At 68.1% G+C, this 16,808-nt stretch carries 14 protein-coding genes and 1 pseudogene; 6 read left to right on the top strand and 9 right to left on the bottom strand.

Features of this window, described 5'->3' with window-relative positions; genetic code table 11:
• Positions 1 to 4 precede the first annotated feature (4 nt).
• Complete coding sequence (locus tag SAOR_RS16510) at positions 5 to 1,360, bottom strand: phosphohexomutase domain-containing protein (protein ID WP_123632382.1); 1,356 nt, start codon at positions 1,358 to 1,360, stop codon at positions 5 to 7.
• A complete protein-coding gene (locus SAOR_RS16505; RefSeq protein ID WP_123632420.1) occupies positions 1,360 to 2,814 on the bottom strand; it encodes a mannose-1-phosphate guanylyltransferase/mannose-6-phosphate isomerase in 1,455 nt (484 codons plus the stop codon). Before SAOR_RS16505 ends, SAOR_RS16510 begins: the two co-directional genes overlap by 1 nt.
• Positions 2,815 to 3,044: 230 nt before the next feature.
• Here SAOR_RS16505 and SAOR_RS16500 point away from each other — a divergent pair, with 230 nt between their 5' ends.
• On the top strand, positions 3,045 to 4,007 hold the full coding sequence (locus SAOR_RS16500) for a nuclear transport factor 2 family protein (protein WP_185015746.1): 963 nt from the start codon (positions 3,045 to 3,047) through the stop codon (positions 4,005 to 4,007).
• Entirely contained in the window at positions 4,004 to 5,227 is a 1,224-nt protein-coding gene (locus SAOR_RS16495; RefSeq protein WP_123632380.1) for a L,D-transpeptidase family protein, read from the top strand. The genes SAOR_RS16500 and SAOR_RS16495 overlap by 4 nt, the downstream gene beginning before the upstream one ends.
• A gap of 27 nt (positions 5,228 to 5,254) precedes the next feature.
• Here SAOR_RS16495 and SAOR_RS16490 read toward each other — a convergent pair whose 3' ends face one another.
• Positions 5,255 to 5,908: a thiol:disulfide interchange protein DsbA/DsbL gene (locus SAOR_RS16490; protein WP_123632379.1), complete on the bottom strand. Its 654-nt coding sequence runs from the start codon at positions 5,906 to 5,908 to the stop codon at positions 5,255 to 5,257.
• 2 nt (positions 5,909 to 5,910) lie between these two features.
• On the bottom strand, positions 5,911 to 6,900 hold the full coding sequence (locus SAOR_RS16485) for a c-type cytochrome (RefSeq protein ID WP_123632378.1): 990 nt from the start codon (positions 6,898 to 6,900) through the stop codon (positions 5,911 to 5,913).
• Between the two features lie 171 nt (positions 6,901 to 7,071).
• Between SAOR_RS16485 and yihA the strand changes: the two genes are divergently transcribed.
• Positions 7,072 to 7,683, top strand: coding sequence for a ribosome biogenesis GTP-binding protein YihA/YsxC (gene yihA, locus SAOR_RS16480; RefSeq protein WP_245965516.1), 612 nt, complete (start codon positions 7,072 to 7,074; stop codon positions 7,681 to 7,683).
• A gap of 54 nt (positions 7,684 to 7,737) precedes the next feature.
• Complete coding sequence (locus tag SAOR_RS16475; protein WP_123632377.1) at positions 7,738 to 7,941, top strand: hypothetical protein; 204 nt, start codon at positions 7,738 to 7,740, stop codon at positions 7,939 to 7,941.
• Positions 7,942 to 8,656: 715 nt separating this feature from the next.
• Here the strand turns inward: SAOR_RS16475 and polA are convergent.
• From polA to SAOR_RS16450, 5 genes and pseudogenes are all read right to left on the bottom strand, one after another.
• On the bottom strand, positions 8,657 to 11,362 hold the full coding sequence (gene polA / locus SAOR_RS16470) for a DNA polymerase I (protein ID WP_123632376.1): 2,706 nt from the start codon (positions 11,360 to 11,362) through the stop codon (positions 8,657 to 8,659).
• A 357-nt stretch (positions 11,363 to 11,719) separates the two neighbouring features.
• Positions 11,720 to 12,982 carry a diaminopimelate decarboxylase gene (gene lysA / locus SAOR_RS16465; RefSeq protein WP_123632375.1) on the bottom strand — a complete coding sequence of 421 codons (1,263 nt, stop codon included), beginning with the start codon at positions 12,980 to 12,982 and terminating at the stop codon, positions 11,720 to 11,722.
• 125 nt (positions 12,983 to 13,107) lie between these two features.
• Positions 13,108 to 13,218: pseudogene (gene lptM, locus SAOR_RS17420) on the bottom strand (LPS translocon maturation chaperone LptM); the annotation flags it as partial.
• Positions 13,219 to 13,282: 64 nt separating this feature from the next.
• Positions 13,283 to 14,131 (bottom strand): S-formylglutathione hydrolase, encoded by an 849-nt coding sequence (fghA, locus tag SAOR_RS16455; protein WP_123632373.1) that lies wholly within the window; start codon positions 14,129 to 14,131, stop codon positions 13,283 to 13,285.
• A gap of 84 nt (positions 14,132 to 14,215) precedes the next feature.
• Positions 14,216 to 15,325, bottom strand: a complete 1,110-nt coding sequence (locus tag SAOR_RS16450; protein ID WP_123632372.1) for an S-(hydroxymethyl)glutathione dehydrogenase/class III alcohol dehydrogenase — start codon at positions 15,323 to 15,325, stop codon at positions 14,216 to 14,218.
• A 178-nt stretch (positions 15,326 to 15,503) separates the two neighbouring features.
• Here SAOR_RS16450 and SAOR_RS16445 point away from each other — a divergent pair, with 178 nt between their 5' ends.
• Together SAOR_RS16445 and SAOR_RS16440 are read left to right on the top strand one after the other, a co-directional pair.
• On the top strand, positions 15,504 to 16,166 hold the full coding sequence (locus SAOR_RS16445) for an alpha/beta hydrolase (RefSeq protein ID WP_123632371.1): 663 nt from the start codon (positions 15,504 to 15,506) through the stop codon (positions 16,164 to 16,166).
• Between the two features lie 7 nt (positions 16,167 to 16,173).
• The gene (locus SAOR_RS16440) at positions 16,174 to 16,755 is read left to right on the top strand and encodes a DedA family protein (RefSeq protein WP_123632370.1); all 582 of its coding nucleotides are present in this window, start codon (positions 16,174 to 16,176) and stop codon (positions 16,753 to 16,755) included.
• Positions 16,756 to 16,808: the final 53 nt, after the last annotated feature.

Below are 16,808 nucleotides of genomic sequence, written 5' to 3'. Positions count from 1 at the left end.
GCGGTCAGGCAGCCGCCAGACGGGCGAGCAGCTCGTCGGTCTTCGCGCGCATGAGTTCGATGTCGCCGCGGGTCTCGACGTTGAGGCGGACCACCGGCTCGGTGTTGGACTTGCGCACGTTGAAGCGCCATTCGCCGAAGTCCATGGACAGGCCGTCGACGTGCTCGATGGACTGGGCGGCCGCGCCGTAGTGGCGCTCCAGATCGGCCAGGGCGGCGTCGGGGTCGCCGATCTCGCGATTGATCTCGCCGGAAGCCGGGTAGGCCGCGATGCGCTCGGCAACCAGCGTGGACAACGGCTTGCCCGACTCGGAGATCAACTGCGCCATCACCAGCCACGGGATGTGGCCGTTGTCGGCGTAGGAGAAGTCGCGGAAGTAGTGGTGCGCGCTCATCTCGCCGCCGTAGAGGGCGTCGGCCTCGCGCATGACCTGTTTCATGAACGAGTGGCCGGACTTGGACTGGACCGGCGTGCCGCCGTTCTCGCGCACCTGGGCGAGGGTGTTCCAGGTCAGGCGCGGGTCGTGGACGATGGCCTCGCCGGGGTTCATGGCCAGCAGCATCTGCGCGATCAGGCCGACGATGTAGTAGCCCTCGATGAACTCGCCGTTTTCGTCGAAGAAGAAACAGCGGTCGAAGTCGCCGTCCCAGGCGACGCCGAAATCGGCGCCGTGTTCGCGCACCGCGGCGGCCGTGGCCTCGCGGTTCTCGGGCAGCAGCGGGTTGGGGATGCCGTTGGGCAGCTCGCCGTCCGGCTCGAAGTGCAGGCGCACGATCTCCAGCGGCAGCCGCTCGGACAGCGGCTCGACGATCAGCCCGGCGCAGCCGTTGCCCGGGTTGGCCACGATGCGCAGCGGCCTGAGATTCTCGGGGCGGATCTGGCCGAGCAGGAAGTCGATGTAGCCCGGCCGATGATCCAGCGCGCGGCGCTCGCCGGTGCGCGCCGGGGTCGGGAAGTCGTTGTCGTGGGTGCGTTTCTCGATATCGAACAGGCCGGTATCGCTGGAGATCGGCCGCGCGCCCTCGCGCACGAACTTCAGGCCGTTGTAATCCTTCGGGTTGTGGCTGGCGGTGACCATGATGCCGCCGTCCGTGGCCTGGCTGAAGGTGACGTAGTAGACCTCCTCGGTGCCGCAGAGGCCGATGTCGAGGACATCGGCGCCGCCGGCGGTCAGGCCCTCGATCAGGGCATCGGCCAGTTCGGCGCTGGACAGGCGCATGTCGCGGCCGACGACCACGGTCCGCGCGCCGATTTCGGCCGCGTAGGCCCGGCCGATGCGGCGGGCGAGATCGGCGTCGAGCTCGTCCGGCACCCGGGCGCGAACGTCGTAGGCCTTGAAGAACGGATAGTACTGACCCATCAGGAAGACTCCTTGCCGTCGGTCGCGGCGGGCTCGGGCGCGGCATCGGCGCGGCCGTAGACGTCGTCGAAGCGCACGATGTCGTCCTCGCCGAGATAGCTTCCGGACTGGACCTCGATGAGGTCCAGATCGACCTTGCCGGGGTTTTCCAGCCGATGGACGGCGCCGAGCGGTATGTAGGTGGACTGGTTCTCGGTGAGCAGGCTCTCGCGGCCGTCGCAGGTCACCCGGGCGGTGCCGTGGACGACGACCCAGTGCTCGGCCCGGTGATGGTGCTTCTGCAGCGACAGCCGGCCGCCCGGCGTGACGCGGATGTGCTTGACCTGGAAACGCGCCCCGGCGGCGATCTGTTCGTAGCTGCCCCAGGGCCGATAGGCCTTGCGGTATTCCGTGGCTTCGGCACGGCCGGCCGCGCGCAGCGACTCGACCAGCCCCTTGATCTCCTGTTCGCGGCCGCGGTCGGCCACGAGCACCGCTTCGGCGGTCTCCACGACCAGGGTGTCGCGCAGACCGAGCGCGGCCACCAGGCGGCCGTCGCTGTGCACGACGCAGTTCTCGGCGTCCTCGAGCCAGACATCGCCGCGGCGGCTGTTGCCGGCCGCATCGGCGCCGACCGCGCGGCCCACGGCGGACCAGCTGCCGAGATCGTTCCAGCCGGCGTCGAGCGCGACCATGACCGCACGCTCGGTCTTTTCCATGACGGCGTAGTCGATGGAATCGCTCGGGCAGGCGGCGAACGCCTCGGCATCAAGACGCAGGAAGTCGATGTCGGCCTCGGCCTCGGCGTGGGCGCGGCTGGCGGCGGCGTGGATCTCTGGGGCGTATTCGGCCAGCGCGTCGAGATAGTCGTCGGCGGTGAACAGGAACATGCCGCTGTTCCAGAAGTAGTCGCCCGCCGCCAGATATGCCGCGGCACGCTCGGCGTCGGGCTTTTCCACGAAACGCTGCACCGCGCGCGTGCCCTCGGCCAGCGTCTCACCCGCCTGGATGTAGCCGTAGCCGGTCTCGGGCCGGTCTGGGGTCACGCCGAACAGCGTCAGCCGCCCGGCGGCCGCGCCCGCCCGCGCCTGCGCCACGGCGCGGGCGAACAAATCGTTGTCGCCGATGGCGTGGTCGGTGGGCATGACCAGCAGCTCGGCCGCACCACCGTGGCGCGCACGCGCCTCCAGCGCGGCGGCCGCGACCGCCGGCGCGGTGTTGCGTGCCGCCGGCTCCAGCAGCACGCGTCCCGGCATCTCGGCGGCGCGCATCTGCTCGGCCATGACGAAGCGGTGTTCTGCGCTGCCGATCAGCAGCGGCTCGCCCAGATCCGGCAACCGGCGCACCCGTGCAAGCGATTGTTCGAGCAGGGTGGCGTCGCCCGTGAGCGCCAGAAACTGCTTGGGACGGCTCTGGCGCGAAAGCGGCCACAGACGCGTCCCGGTGCCACCGGCGAGCAGGACCGGTATCAGCATGTCGATCTCCAGATTGCAGTCGGCCACGGCGACTCGTACGGGCCCAGCCTGCGCGTTCGGCTAAAAATGAGCATTCTAAAATACCCTGCCGGGCGGGCCTCCCACCAGCATTGCTGTCGGACGACCCGGGTACCGCCACCGATTTTGTATAATTTTCGGTCATTTGTGAGATGCGATCGTCGACATCCAACTTCGGCGACGTACTGAGGGGCACAGAGGATGAACCACCCGTGACGCGACGATCCGCCGCGCGTCGCTGCGCCCGCCGTCTCGGGGCACTGATCGTGCTGCCGTCGTTGGCGATCGCGGCGACGGTCACGCTGGACGATCTGCATTCGGAGATCGATGCCGGCCATTTCGAGGCAGCCGCAAGCCAGGCCGCGGATTATCTGGAAGCCCACCCGGGCGATCGCGACGCCCGCTTTCTGCACGCCCGGGCGCTGGCCGGTCGCGGCGAGATCCAGGCCGCGATCGACGCCTACGAGGATCTCGCGACGGACTATCCGTTGCGGCCGGAGCCGGCGAACAACCTCGCGGTCCTGCACGCCGAGCGCGGCGAGCTCGAGACCGCCCGCGACTGGCTGGAGAAGGCGCTGGCCACACAGCCTGCCTACGCGACCGCACACCGCAACCTCGGCGATGTCTACACCGCGCTCGCGGAGCTGGCCTACCGCAACGCGCTGGATTCCGACGCGGTCGATTCCAAGACCCCGCTGACCCTGCTTGATCGCTTCTACTACGCGCAGGAGTCGGTCGCCCCGGGGCAGACCGAGGCGCCGGCGCCCGTCCGCCGGCCGGTAACCGGCGATACGTCCGAGCCGGACCCGGCCGCGCCGGCGGACGACGATCGCAGCATTCTCCAGAGCGTGCGCGCCTGGGCGATCGCCTGGTCGAACCAGGATTTCGCGGCCTACACGGATTTCTATGCCGAGGATTTCGATCCCGGCGACGATCTCAGCCGTGCGCAGTGGCTGTCGGTACGCAAGGCGCGTCTCGCCCGGCCGGACGATATCCACATCCATATCGACGCCCCGCAGATCGAACGGATCGCCGAAGACCGGGTACGGGTGAGTTTCACCCAGCGCTATCAATCACCGCGCTACAGTGACCGGACCCGCAAGCGCCTGCTGTTGACGCGCACCGACGGCGGCTGGCGTATTCTGCGGGAGACCACGGTGGACGAGGGACGATGACACCAGCCGCGCCACGCCTGATCGCACTCGCCCTGGGCCTGCTCGGCGGCACCCTCGGGGCGCCGTCCGCGACGGCCGACAGCGAACCACCGGCGACCTCTCGGCCCCCGCTGCACTCGGAGGCCGAGACACGGCTGATGACGGTGATCGAACTCGCGCGCCGGGGCGACTACAACCGCGCGATCGACGACCTGTCCGATCTGATCGACGAGCGGCCGAACTTTCGTTTAGCCCAGCTCGTCTACGGCGAACTGATGGTCGCGCGCGCCGGGCGCAGTATCGATCCGCTGATCGGCGAGGACGTGGCCAAGCGGCGCGACGCCTTGCTCGCCGAGGCCGAGTCGCGCTGGAATCATCGCAGCAACGCCGCGACCGACGGCCGGGTGCCGAACGCGATCGTGCAGCTCGCACCGGAGCACGAGCACGCCATCGTCGCCGACCTCGAGCACAACCGCGTCTATCTGTTCGCCAACGTCGACGGCGTGCCGAGACTGGTGTCCGACTTCTACGCCACGATCGGCAGCGGCGGCGCGGGCAAGGAGGCCGAGGGCGACATGCGCACCCCGGTCGGGGTCTATCATGTCACCCGCTATCTCAACGACCACCAGCTGCCGAAGCTCTACGGCATCGGCGCGCTGCCGGTGAATTACCCGAACGCGCTGGATCGCGCCCGTGGCCGCACCGGCCACGGGATCTGGCTTCACGGCGTGCCGCGCACCACCTATGCCCGCTCGCCGCAGGCCAGCGAGGGCTGCGTGGTGATCGCCAACGACGACTTCGAACGCCTGCGCGAGCGCGTCGACGTGGGCTCCACCCCGGTGATCATGACCCAGGGCGTCGACTGGGTGTCGCCCGCCGAGGCCGACACCACCCGCACCGAGGTGCGCGCGGCGATCGAGGACTGGCGTCACAGCTGGCAGGCGATCGATACCTCGGCGTACCTGGCCTACTACGATGCCGATTTCGTCAGCGACGAAGGCCGCGACAAGGCCGCCTTCGCGGCCTACAAGAAGAAGGTCAACGCGCGGAAGGAGAACATATCGGTCGATATCGACCAGCTCAGCATCTTCCGCTATCCCGGCGAGAAGGAGATGGTGAAGGTCACCTTCGACCAGGCCTATCGGAGCAACAACTATAGCTCCGAGGACCGCAAGACCCAGTACTGGCAGCGCAGTGACGACGGCCGCTGGCGGATCGTGCTGGAGAACGAGGCCGACTGAGCGAGAGCCGTCGACTCGCCCGGGATACTACTCCTCGCGCTGCCGTCGGATGAGGTAGTCGGCCACGTCGAACATCGCGTCGTTGCTACCCGCGCTGCGGCCGCTGATCCAGTACTGCCCGGCGACACCCAGGCTCGGGGTCGCGGTGACGTTGAACGCGCGCATCATCTCGCCGGCCGCCACCACCTTCTCGCGGACGGCATCGCTGTCGAAGGCCGCATCGAAACGCGCACCGTCGACGCCGTGGTCCACCATGAACGCGCGCATGTCCGACTGCGACAACAGGCGTCGACCCTGTTCGTGGATGGCGCGGAAGATGTCCGCGTGCACCTCGTCGAGCACGCCGAGGCGCTGCGCGGCGTAGTAGAGCCGGGCGTACTTCTGACCGCCCCCCCCGAAGAGCACCGGCACGCGCGAGAAGGCGACATCATCGCCGAGCTGCTCACGCCAGGCCTCGACCTCGGGCTCGAGGTGATAGCAGTGCGGGCAGCTGTAGAGAAAGAACTCGACCACGTGGATCCGGTCGTCGTCCGGCGTCGCCACGGGCGCCTCGATCGCCTGATAGTGCTCGCCCTCGACATAACGCGAGACCAGGCCCTGCGCGAAGATACTGGTCGAAAGCGCGCACATAAGCAGACCGACGACGAAGGCCGCGACACGATGATGGTCCAGACCGCGCATGACTATTCACCGTCCTGCGATTCGCCGTCGTTCGCGTCGTCGGCCTGACCGTCGCCGCTGCCCGAGTCGGCGGAGGCCTCGTCACCCTCGGCCTTTCCGCTATCGTCGGCGGATTTGGCATTGGCGCCGTCGTCGCCGTTCGCACCGGCCTGTTCCGAACCGGAACTGCTGTCGCTGCCTTCACTATCGGAAGTCTTCGACTCGCCCGCGCTGTCGGCCCCGCCGTCGTTCGACGCGGCGGACCCGCCGTCATCGCTCGAGGCCTCGCCGGATTCGGATGACCCGCCCCCCGAACTCGAGCCACCACCGGCCGCGGCGGGTCCGGCGACCTGCTGCATCAACGCGCCCATGTCGTTAGTGAACCCTTCCCGGGCGGGGGCGATGCCGGCCACATAGGACGCCAGCGCCTGAATGTCCTCGTCGTCGAGTTCCTCGGCAACGGCGTTCATGATCTCGGCCTTGGCATAGCCGCTGCGCTCGCCGTCGCGGTAGGCCTTGAGCTGGGCTGCGATATACTGCGGATTCTGACCCGACAGCCGCGGATACTTCGCGGCCGCATTGCCGAGCGCGGCCGGCCCATGGCAGCCGGCGCAGGCGGGGATGCCCTCTTCGATGTCGCCGCCGTGATAGAGCTTGGCGCCCGCCGGAGCGATCTTCTCGTTCGCGGCCCCCGGGCGGGTCTGCTGGTCGGCGAAATAGGCCGCGATGTCCCGCATGTCCTGCTCGCTCAGACCTGCAACCTGGCCGGCCATCACCGCGTTCTGTCGCTCTCCGGACTTGAAGAGCTTGAGCTGCTCGTAGATGTAGGGCGCACCCTGGCCCGCGAGCTTTGGAAACTGCTCCGATTCCATGTTGCCCTGCGGGCCGTGGCAGGCTGCACAGGACGCGGATTTCTCCTGGCCGGCCTCGGCATCGCCGTCAACCAGCGGCTCGGCACCGGCGGCGCCAGCACACATCATCAGCCCGAACAACACAAAGAAGCGCTTGGTCATGTCCTATTCGTCCCCGATACGGATCGGCAGCACAATGACGGCGCGCCGGCGACCACCGGATTGCAACCGTCAGTGGAAAACGGATTTATTGTATACCACCCGGTGCCACGGCCGCAGTCCCGACCGGTCGCGACGCCCCACGCCACCACGCTACAACCGGATGCCGTGTTCATGAGTGCGCTCCACATCAACGACTTCAATCACATGCGATTCGTGTGCTCCGCGCCCACGCCCCGCGCTTTTCCGGCGCCTGCGGGCCCCGAGATCGCATTCGCCGGGCGCTCCAATGCCGGCAAGTCGAGCGCACTGAACGCCATCTGCGGGCGCACGGGCCTGGCGCGCACGAGCAAGACGCCGGGCCGCACCCAGGCGATCAACTTCTTCGTGGGCGAAGCCCTGTGCTTCGCCGATCTGCCCGGCTACGGCTATGCCCGCGTGCCGCCGAAGACCAAGGCCGCCTGGCAGGCGCTCATCGAGCACTACCTCGGTCAGCGCGAGCCGCTGGCCGGCGTGGTGCTGATCATGGACGCGCGCCGGCCGCTGACCGATTTCGATCGCCAGCTGCTCGAATGGGGCGGCGCCTATGGGCTGGCCTTTCATCTGGTGCTGACCAAGGCGGACAAGCTGCCCCGGAGTCAGCAGATCGAGGCACTGCGCGGCGTGGAGCGCAGGGTCGACGGCGCCAGCGCGCAGCTGTTCTCGGCCAGCAAGCGTTTCGGCATCGACGAGGCGCGCGAGACGATCGCGGCGCTGGCCTATCCGCCGGATGTCGACGACTTGTAAATGAGAATCATTCCTATGTATTCTCGAATCGCCATCCACCAGAGGGCGATCACAATGGCGTACGACATCAAGGCATGGCTTGATCGTGAAGGCTCGCCGCGGCTCGAGATCCTCGACGCCGAGTCGGGCACCCTGCGCATGGCCTGGGACGCCCGCGAACACCGCTCCCAGGCGATCAAATCGCTGTTCCACGAGCTCATGTTGCTGAGCCTGCGCGACCAACTCGTTGATTCGACCGGCGTTTCTCCGCCGAAATGAGCGCGCTCATCGACTGCTGACGGCCATTGGTCGGGAAACCGGCGCCGTCGAGTCGACGCGCCGGTTTTTCTGTGTCATAACTAGCCCAGATCGCTGATTGCTCAGGGATAAAAAAGCCCCGACGGCAGGGGGAATACCGTCGGGGCGATCCATCCGGTCTGGGGAGACCGGATTCGGGGTTACCGCTCAGGGAGAAAAGCGGGCAAGCATTGCGCTTGCATGACATGAGACCGGGACCGTCGCGAAGAGTTCCGGCCGGACGTCAAATTTTTTGCGGCCGGGCAGAGCGTCGGACCGGGCACGCCAGGCCATCGCGTGGCGCGAAAAAAAAGCCCCGACGATGGGGGAAACCGTCGGGGCCAATGATCCGGTTCCGGGGGAAGAACCGGATTGGGGGTTACCGCTCAGGGAGAAAAGCGGGCAGGCATTGCGCCTGCATGGATTCAGACAGGGCCGCTGCGGCCGAGTTCCCGCGGGCCCGTGAAAATTTCGGACCGGGACGACGCGCAAAAAGAAACCCCGACGGCAGGGGGAATACCGTCGGGGCAAGCACTCCGGTCTTGGGGGAGAACCGGATTGGGTTACCGCTCAGGGAGAAAAGCGGGCAAGCATCGCGCTTACGAAATATCAGACCGGCACGGATGCACCGAGTTCCGAAAATTTTCGAAATTTTTTATTCCAGCGAGAACAGTCACCTGGCTGCTATTTCGACGACTCAGTGGGCTTTCTGCCAGTTGTCGGCGATACCGGCCTCCGCCAGCAGCGGCACATCCAGCGCGGCCACGCCGCGCATGCGGGCCGCGATCTCGTCGGCCAGCCGTTCGGCCTCGGCGTCCGGCACCTCGAAGACCAGCTCGTCGTGGACCTGCATGATCATGCGCGCCGGTTCACCAGAGCTTCGCAACCACGCGTCGACGTCGATCATCGCCTTCTTGATCAGATCCGCCGCCGTGCCCTGCAGCGGCGCGTTGATCGCCGCACGCTCCGCCCCCTGACGGCGCGCGCCGTTGCGTGAGTTGATCTCCGGCAGGTACAGCCGGCGACCGTAGAGCGTTTCGACGTAGCCGTCGGCCCGCGCGCGTTCGCGCGTCGCGTCCATGTAACGACGCACGCCGGCGAAGCGCTCGAAAAAGCGCTCGATGTAGGCGCCCGCGTTCTCGCGCGAGGTCTCGAGCTGCTTGGCGAGACCGTAGGCCGACATGCCGTACATCAGCCCGAAGTTGATCGCCTTGGCGGCGCGCCGCTGGTCGGCGCTCACCTCGGCCGGCGACGTATCGAAGACCTCGGCGGCGGTCGCGGCGTGGATGTCGCGCTCCTCGTTGAAGGCGGCCAGCAGGCCGGGATCGCCCGACAGATGCGCCATGATCCGCAGCTCGATCTGGGAATAATCCACGGCCAGGATCTTGTGGCCCGGGGGCGCGATGAACGCCTCGCGGATGCGCCGGCCGGCCTCGGTGCGGATGGGGATGTTCTGCAGGTTGGGATCGGACGACGACAGCCGGCCGGTGGCGGCCACCGCCTGGTGATAGGAGGTGTGGATGCGCCCGGTGTCCGGATTGATCTGGGTCGGCAGCTTGTCGGCGTAGGTCGAGCGCAGCTTGGACAGCTCGCGCCAGTCGACGATCATCGCCGGCAGCGTGTGCCGGTCGGCGAGCTCGCGCAGCACGTCCTCGGCGGTCGACGGCGCGCCCTTGGGCGTCTTGCGGATCACCGGCAGTTCGAGCCGGTCGAACAGGATCTCCTTGAGCTGGGCCGGCGAGCCCAGATTGAACTCGCCGCCCGCGGCCTCGAAGGCGGCCGTCTGGACCGCCTGCATTCGCTCGGCCATTTCCCGGCTGACCCGGCCCAGCAGATCGCGGTCGACGAGCACGCCGTTGGCCTCGATCCGCGCCAGAACCGGCATGAGCGGCATCTCGATCTCTTCATAGAGCGCAGCCAGCCGAGGGATGCCCGCCAGCTCGCCGTGCAGCCGATGGTGCAGCTGCAGCGTGATGTCGGCGTCCTCCGCGGCGTAGGGCGTGGCGACGTCCAGCGCCACCTGGTTGAAGGTGATCTGCTTGGCGCCCTTGCCGGCGACGTCCTCGAACTTGGTGGTGCCGCGCTGGAGGTAGCGCTGGGCCAGCGAGTCCATGTCGTGACGCGTGGCCGTGCTGTTGAGCACATAGGACTCCAGCATCGTGTCGTGATCCAGCCCGGCCATGTCGATGCCGTGGCGGCGCAGGACGTTGACGTCGTACTTGATGTGCTGGCCGAGCTTGGAAACGGCAGGGTCCTCCAGCACGCCGCGCACCCGGTCGATGACGGTCTGGCGATCGAGCTGTTCCGGTGCGCCCATGTAGTCGTGGGCCACCGGCACATACCAGGCCTCGCCCGGCTCGACGGCGAAGGACAGGCCGACGAGATTCGAGGCCATCGCCGAGAGCGAATCGGTCTCGGTGTCCACACAGATCAGGTCGGCGGCCTCCAGCCTGGCCATCATCGCCTCGAGCGCGTCGGCGTCGAGCACGGTGTGATAACGGGTTTCGGCCGGCGCCTCGGAGGTATCGGCCGGGCTCGCCGGCGCGGCCTCCATGTCCTCGAGGAACTTGTGGAACGCATAACCGCGATAGAGCTCGGCGAGCCGTTCGCGATCGGCCGCGCCGCGGGTGAGCGCTTCCCCGGCCGCGCCGAGCTCCAGATCGCAGCGGATCGTGGCCAGATCCTTGTACAGCGGCAGATCGTCCAGGGCGGCGCGCAGATTGTCGGCGACCTTGCCGCCGATGGCGTCCGCGTGCGCGATCACGCCTTCCAGCGAACCGTACTGATCCAGCCACTTGGCCGCGGTCTTGGGCCCGACCTTGGGCACGCCGGGAATATTGTCGGAACTGTCGCCGACGAGGGCGAGATAGTCGGTGATCAGCGCCGGGCCCACGCCGAACTTCTCGTGCACGCGGGCGACGTCGGTGCGCTTGTCCTGCATCGTGTCGAGCAGGTGCACGCGCTCGTCGACGAGCTGGGCCATGTCCTTGTCGCCGGTCACGATCAGCACCTCGCCGGTATCGCGTGCGGCGAGCGTGCCGATGACGTCGTCGGCCTCGACGCCGTCGATCTGCAACAGGGGCAGACCGAGGGCGACCACGACCTCGCGGATGCCGGCGAACTGCGCCGAGAGCTCCTCGGGCACCGGCGGGCGGTTGGCCTTGTAGTCGGCGAACAGCTCGTTGCGGAACGTGGGCCCGCGGGGATCGAAGACCACCACGATGCGGTCCGATTCGTATTCGCGCAGGAACTTGCGCAGCATGTTGGTCATGCCGTAGATCGCGCCCGTGGGCTCGCCGTCGGCGTTGGTCAGCGGCGGCAGCACGTGATAGGCGCGATACAGCCACGACGAGCCGTCGATGAGAATCAGCGGCCCGCCGGCGGGCGCGGTGTCTTGGGGCATGGCAGTCACGAAGGTCGATGCGCCGACAGGCGAACCGGCCGGCGGGGAAACATGGAGGCACCAGCTTAACGCGGTCGTCGCCGGTCGTTCTCGGCCCGGACGCCGGAACAGCGCAATGCGGTCGTCGTCGTCCGATGCTTGCCACTCGCCGCGGGCGCTCGGCCGGACACCCGAATCACCGGGGAGGCCCGCTGTTCCCGTCGTCAGGACCAGCAGCACCGGCACCTCTGCGGCCTCGCTCGGACCGGGCATCGCCGCCGGCCGCGGCGATTCCGCGATACGCGTGCGCGCTCTTCGGCTAGCCGTCACCTGACGCGTCGGCCCGCCCGGCAGAGCATTCGCGCGGCCGCAGCGGTCTCAGGCGATCGGCAGTCGCCGCTCGCCGCGCATCAGATCGGCCACGGTCTCGCGGGCGCGCACCTCGTGCGCCGCCGCGCCGTCGACCAGCACTTCCGGCGGTCGCGGGCGGGCGTTATAGGTGGACGCCATGGCAAAGCCGTAGGCGCCGGCACTGCGCACGGCCAGCAGATCGCCCTCGGCCAGCGCGAGTTCGCGATCGTGGCCGAGAAAATCGCCCGTCTCGCAGATGGGGCCGACGATCTCCCAGGGGCGCGGGGCGACCGCGCCGGCTTCGGCGACCGGCACGATCGCGTGCCAGCCGTCGTAGAGCGCGGGACGCAGCAGGTCATTCATGGCCGCGTCCACGATCGCGAAATGCCGATCCTCGGGCTCGGCGCCCGGCTTGAGCAGCTCGACCCGCGTGAGCAGGATGCCCGCATTGCCGACCAGCACCCGTCCGGGCTCGCAGACCAGCTTGAGATCGCGTCCGGCCACCCGCTCGCTCAGCGCGGCCGCGTACTCGGCCGGCGAGGGCGGGGTCTCGTCGCGATAGCGGATGCCGAGCCCGCCGCCGACATCGAGGTGGTCGACGGTGATGCCGCGCGCGGCGAGCCGGTCGATGAGCGCCAGCACACGATCGATGGCGTCGCGAAACGGCGCCAGCCGCGTCAGCTGAGAGCCGATGTGGCAGTCGACCCCGCGGACGGCCAGCCCGGGCATGTCGGCGGCCCGCGCATACAGGGTCTCCGCCCGGCCGATGTCCACCCCGAACTTGTTCTCCTTGAGCCCGGTGGCGATGTAGGGGTGCGTGCCCGCGTCGACGTCCGGATTTACGCGCAGCGAGATCGGCGCGCGCACCCCCAGGCGCTGCGCGACCGCGTCGATGCGCACCAGCTCGGCCTCCGACTCGACGTTGAAGCAGGCGATGCCGATCTCGAGCGCGCGCTCGATCTCGTCGACGCGCTTGCCCACGCCGGAAAACACCACCCGCGCCGGATCGCCGCCGGCGGTAATCACGCGTTCGAGCTCGCCCACCGAGACGATATCGAAGCCGCTGCCCAGATCCGCCAGCAGGCCGAGCACGCCGAGATTGCCGTTGGCCTTCACCGCGAAGCAGATCTCGTGGTCGACGTCGGCCAGCGCCGCCTCGAAGACCCGGTAATGGCGCGTGATCGTGGCTGCGCTGTAGACATAGCACGGCGTGCCGAAGCGCGCCGCGATATCGGGCAGCGGCACGTCCTCGGCGTGCAGCACGCCGCCGCGGTAGACGAAATGATCCATGGCTAGGAGGCGTCGTCGGGCATTGACACGCCGTCGTTCGACGACGCGTCGCCGGAGCGGCCGGCGGCGTTCCCGGTCGCGGCTTCCGACTCGTCTTCGGCGTCTAGGCCGAAGGCGCCGTCGGTCTGGGATTCCGGCGCCTCGCCGGGCAGATAGAGCGGACCCTTCTGGCCACAGCCGGCCAGAAGGGCAGTCGCGAACACGGTCAGCGCCAGTGCGATGGAGCTCGCCTTCATCGTCGTCGGTACAACGGAGTGGGGCGCTCAGTCTAGCAGTGCGGCGCCGCCGTGACCGTCGCGCCTAGACGCCGAGATGGCGGCCGAGAAAGCGGAGATGGTCCTCCATGAAACTGGCGATGAAGAAATAGCTGTGATCGTAGCCTTCGCGCCGGTTCACCTCGACGTCGGCGCCGACCTGCTCCGCGGCCTCCTCGAGCCGATGCGGATGCAGCTGCTCGTCGAGGAAGTTGTCCGCCAGACCCTGCTCCACCCGGATCGGCGGCAGCGCCTCGGCGTTGTCGGCGTTCGACAGCAGATGGGTGGCGTCGTAGGCCAGCCATGCCTGGCGGTCGTCGCCGAGATACTTCGGAAAGGCCTTGTGGCCCCACGGCACCTCGGTGGGCGCGCAGATCGGGGAGAACGCCGAGATCGCCGCGAACCGGTCGATGTTGCGCAGGCCGATGACCAGCGCCCCGTGGCCGCCCATGGAGTGCCCGAAGATGGCCTCGCGGGACAGGTCGAGCGTGGTGTTGAACTCGTCGGCCAGCAGCGCCGGCAGTTCGCTGACCACGTAGTCGTACATCTGGTAGTGCGAAGCCCACGGCGCCTGGGTAGCGTTGACGTAGAAGCCCGCGCCCTTGCCCATGTCGAAGACGTCCTCGTCGGCGACGTCGTCGCCCCGGGGGCTGGTGTCCGGCGCCACGACGGCCACGCCGAGCTCGGCGGCCACGCGCTGGGCGCCGGCCTTGTTGACGAAGTTCTCATCGGTGCAGGTCAGGCCGGACAGCCAGTAGACGACCGGCACGCGCTGGGTGTCCGCCTGCGGCGGCACGTAAAGCGCGAACGTCATGTCGCAGTTGCAGACCTTGGAGGCATGCGTGTAGCGGCGCTGCCAGCCGCCGAACGCCTTGTGCTCGTCAATCTTTTCCATGATCGGATCTCTCGGATGGTGGAGCGCAAAACGCCGCGGCACCGATACGGCGCCGCGGCGTATGTCCGGTTCGGCTGCGCTGGATCAGAAGTGCAGGACCGAACGAATCGCCTTGCCTTCGTGGAGCAGGTCGAACGCTTCGTTGATCTGCTCGAACTTCAGATCGTGGGTGACGAAGTCGTCGATGTTGATGTCGCCGGCCATGTAGCGGCCGACATAGTCCGGCAGCTGCGTGCGGCCCTTGACGCCGCCGAAGGCGGAACCACGCCACACGCGGCCGGTGACCAGCTGGAACGGCCGGGTCGAGATCTCCTCGCCCGCGCCGGCCACGCCGATGATGGTCGACTCGCCCCAGCCCTTGTGGCAGCACTCGAGCGCGCTGCGCATGATGTTGACGTTGCCGACGCACTCGAAGGAGTAGTCGACGCCGCCGCCGGTCAGTTCGACGATGACCTGCTGGATCGGATCGTCGTAGTCCTTCGGATTCACGCACTCCGTGGCGCCGAGCTGCTTGGCGAACTCGAACTTGGACGGATTGATGTCAACGGCGATGATGCGCGAGCAGTTGGCCATGCGCGCGCCCTGGATCACCGACAGGCCGATGGCGCCGAGGCCGAACACGGCCACCGTCGAGCCTTCCTCGACCTCGGCGGTGTTAAACACCGCGCCGATGCCCGTGGTCACGCCGCAGCCCAGCAGACAGACCTTGTCCAGCGGCGCATCCGGGCTGATCTTGGCCAGCGAGACCTCGGGCACGACCGTGTATTCGGAGAAGGTCGACGTCCCCATGTAGTGGTAGAGGTCCTTGCCGTCCTTCTTGAAGCGGGTGGTGCCGTCGGGCATCAGGCCCTGGCCCTGGGTCTCGCGCACCGCGCCGCAGAGGTTGGTCTTGCCGGACTTGCAGAACTTGCACTCGCCGCACTCGGCGGTATACAGCGGAATGACGTGGTCGCCCGGCTTGATCGAGGTCACGCCCTCGCCGACTTCCTCGACGATGCCGCCGCCCTCGTGCCCGAGGATGCGGGGAAAGAAACCCTCCGGATCGGCGCCCGAGAGGGTGAAGGCGTCGGTGTGACACACACCGGTGGCGACGATGCGGACGAGCGCTTCGCCTTTCTTCGGGCCCTCGACGTCGATTTCCTCGACCGAGAGGGGTTTGCCTGCTTCCCAGGCGATGGCTGCACGGGATTTCATGTGGGTCGTCTCCTCGCTGATTGCTGTCGCGCCGCGAGGCGCTGAACATTGTTGTATAAGGCGTGGATACCGGAGTCTATCGCATAGCCCGGCCTTATGCGCAACCAAAATTTCCTTGCATGCGTAAGCGCCGCTGGCCAGACTCCCGCGTCTGGCTCACTTCGAAACCGGCCCCATCATGCTCGACTGTATCGAGATCGCCCCCGACACGGATGCCCGCGCGAGCGTCATCTGGCTGCACGGCCTGGGCGCCGACGGCAACGACTTCGTCCCCGTGGTCGACGAACTGGGGCTGCCGGCGGATCACGGCATCCGCTTCGTGTTCCCCAACGCGCCGACGCGGCCGGTGACGGTCAACAACGGCATGCCGATGCGCGCCTGGTACGACATCAAGGGCATGGCGATCGCCGACAAGCAGGACGCCGAGGGCATCCACGCCAGCGCCGCCGAGATCGAGGCGCTGATCGCCGCCGAGATCGAGCGCGGGATTCCGACCCAGCGCATCGTCATCGCCGGTTTCTCGCAGGGCGGGGCCATCGCGCTGCACACCGGGGTGCGTCACGGCGAACGCCTGGCCGGCGTCATGGGCCTTTCGACCTATCTACCGTTGGCGGACACGCTGGCCGCCGAGGCCGCGCCGGCCAACCGCGACACGCCGATACTGATGGCCCACGGCACCGAGGACCCAGTGGTACCGATCGCGCTCGGGCGCGACAGCCGCGACGCGTTGACCGACGCCGGCTACGACGTGGCCTGGCACGAGTACCCGATGCAGCACCAGGTCTGCCTGCCCCAGATCGCGACCATCGGCCGCTGGCTCTCCGAGCGGCTGTGCGGTTGAACCGGCCATGACCGAAACCCTGCACCACCTGATCGGCCAATACGGCTATATCGCCGTGGCGATCGGCTGCTTTTTCGAGGGCGAGACCTCGATCCTCATCGGCGTCTTCGCCGCCCTGCGCGACATGCTCACCGTCGAGGGCGTGGCCGCGGCCGCGATCGTGGGCACCGTGCTCGGCGACAACCTCTTCTTTCACATCGGCCGCCGCATGGGCCGGCCGGCCCTCGACCGCCGCCCGGGCTGGCGGGCCAAGACCGCTCGCGTGGAACGGCTGCTCGAGCGTTACGGCGCGCCGGTGATGATCGGCTTTCGCTTTCTCTACGGCCTGCGCTACGTCACCCCCTTCGTGCTCGGCTCGCTCGGCGTCTCGCCGTGGCGGTTCTTCCTGCTCGCCGGCCTCGGCACCCTGCTCTGGGTCGGCACCATCACCACCATCGGCGTCTATCTCGCCGATGCCGTGCAGAAGGCGCTGGCCCATATCCAGGACGTGGAACAGATCCTGGTGGTCGTGGTCCTCGCCGCGGCGCTGATCGGCTACGCGGTGTATCGCCTGCGCGGCCGGCGGACACCGCCGCCCTCCCGCGGCTGAACCGCGCGGTCACCGGCCCGGCCGTCGACGACAGGCCCGGGCGGCACGCAAGG

The organism is Salinisphaera orenii subsp. orenii MK-B5 (assembly GCF_003788635.1).
Lineage (GTDB): Bacteria > Pseudomonadota > Gammaproteobacteria > Nevskiales > Salinisphaeraceae > Salinisphaera > Salinisphaera orenii.
The sequence above is the reverse complement of the archived record's forward strand: the minus strand, read 5'-3'. Positions and strand labels throughout refer to the sequence as shown.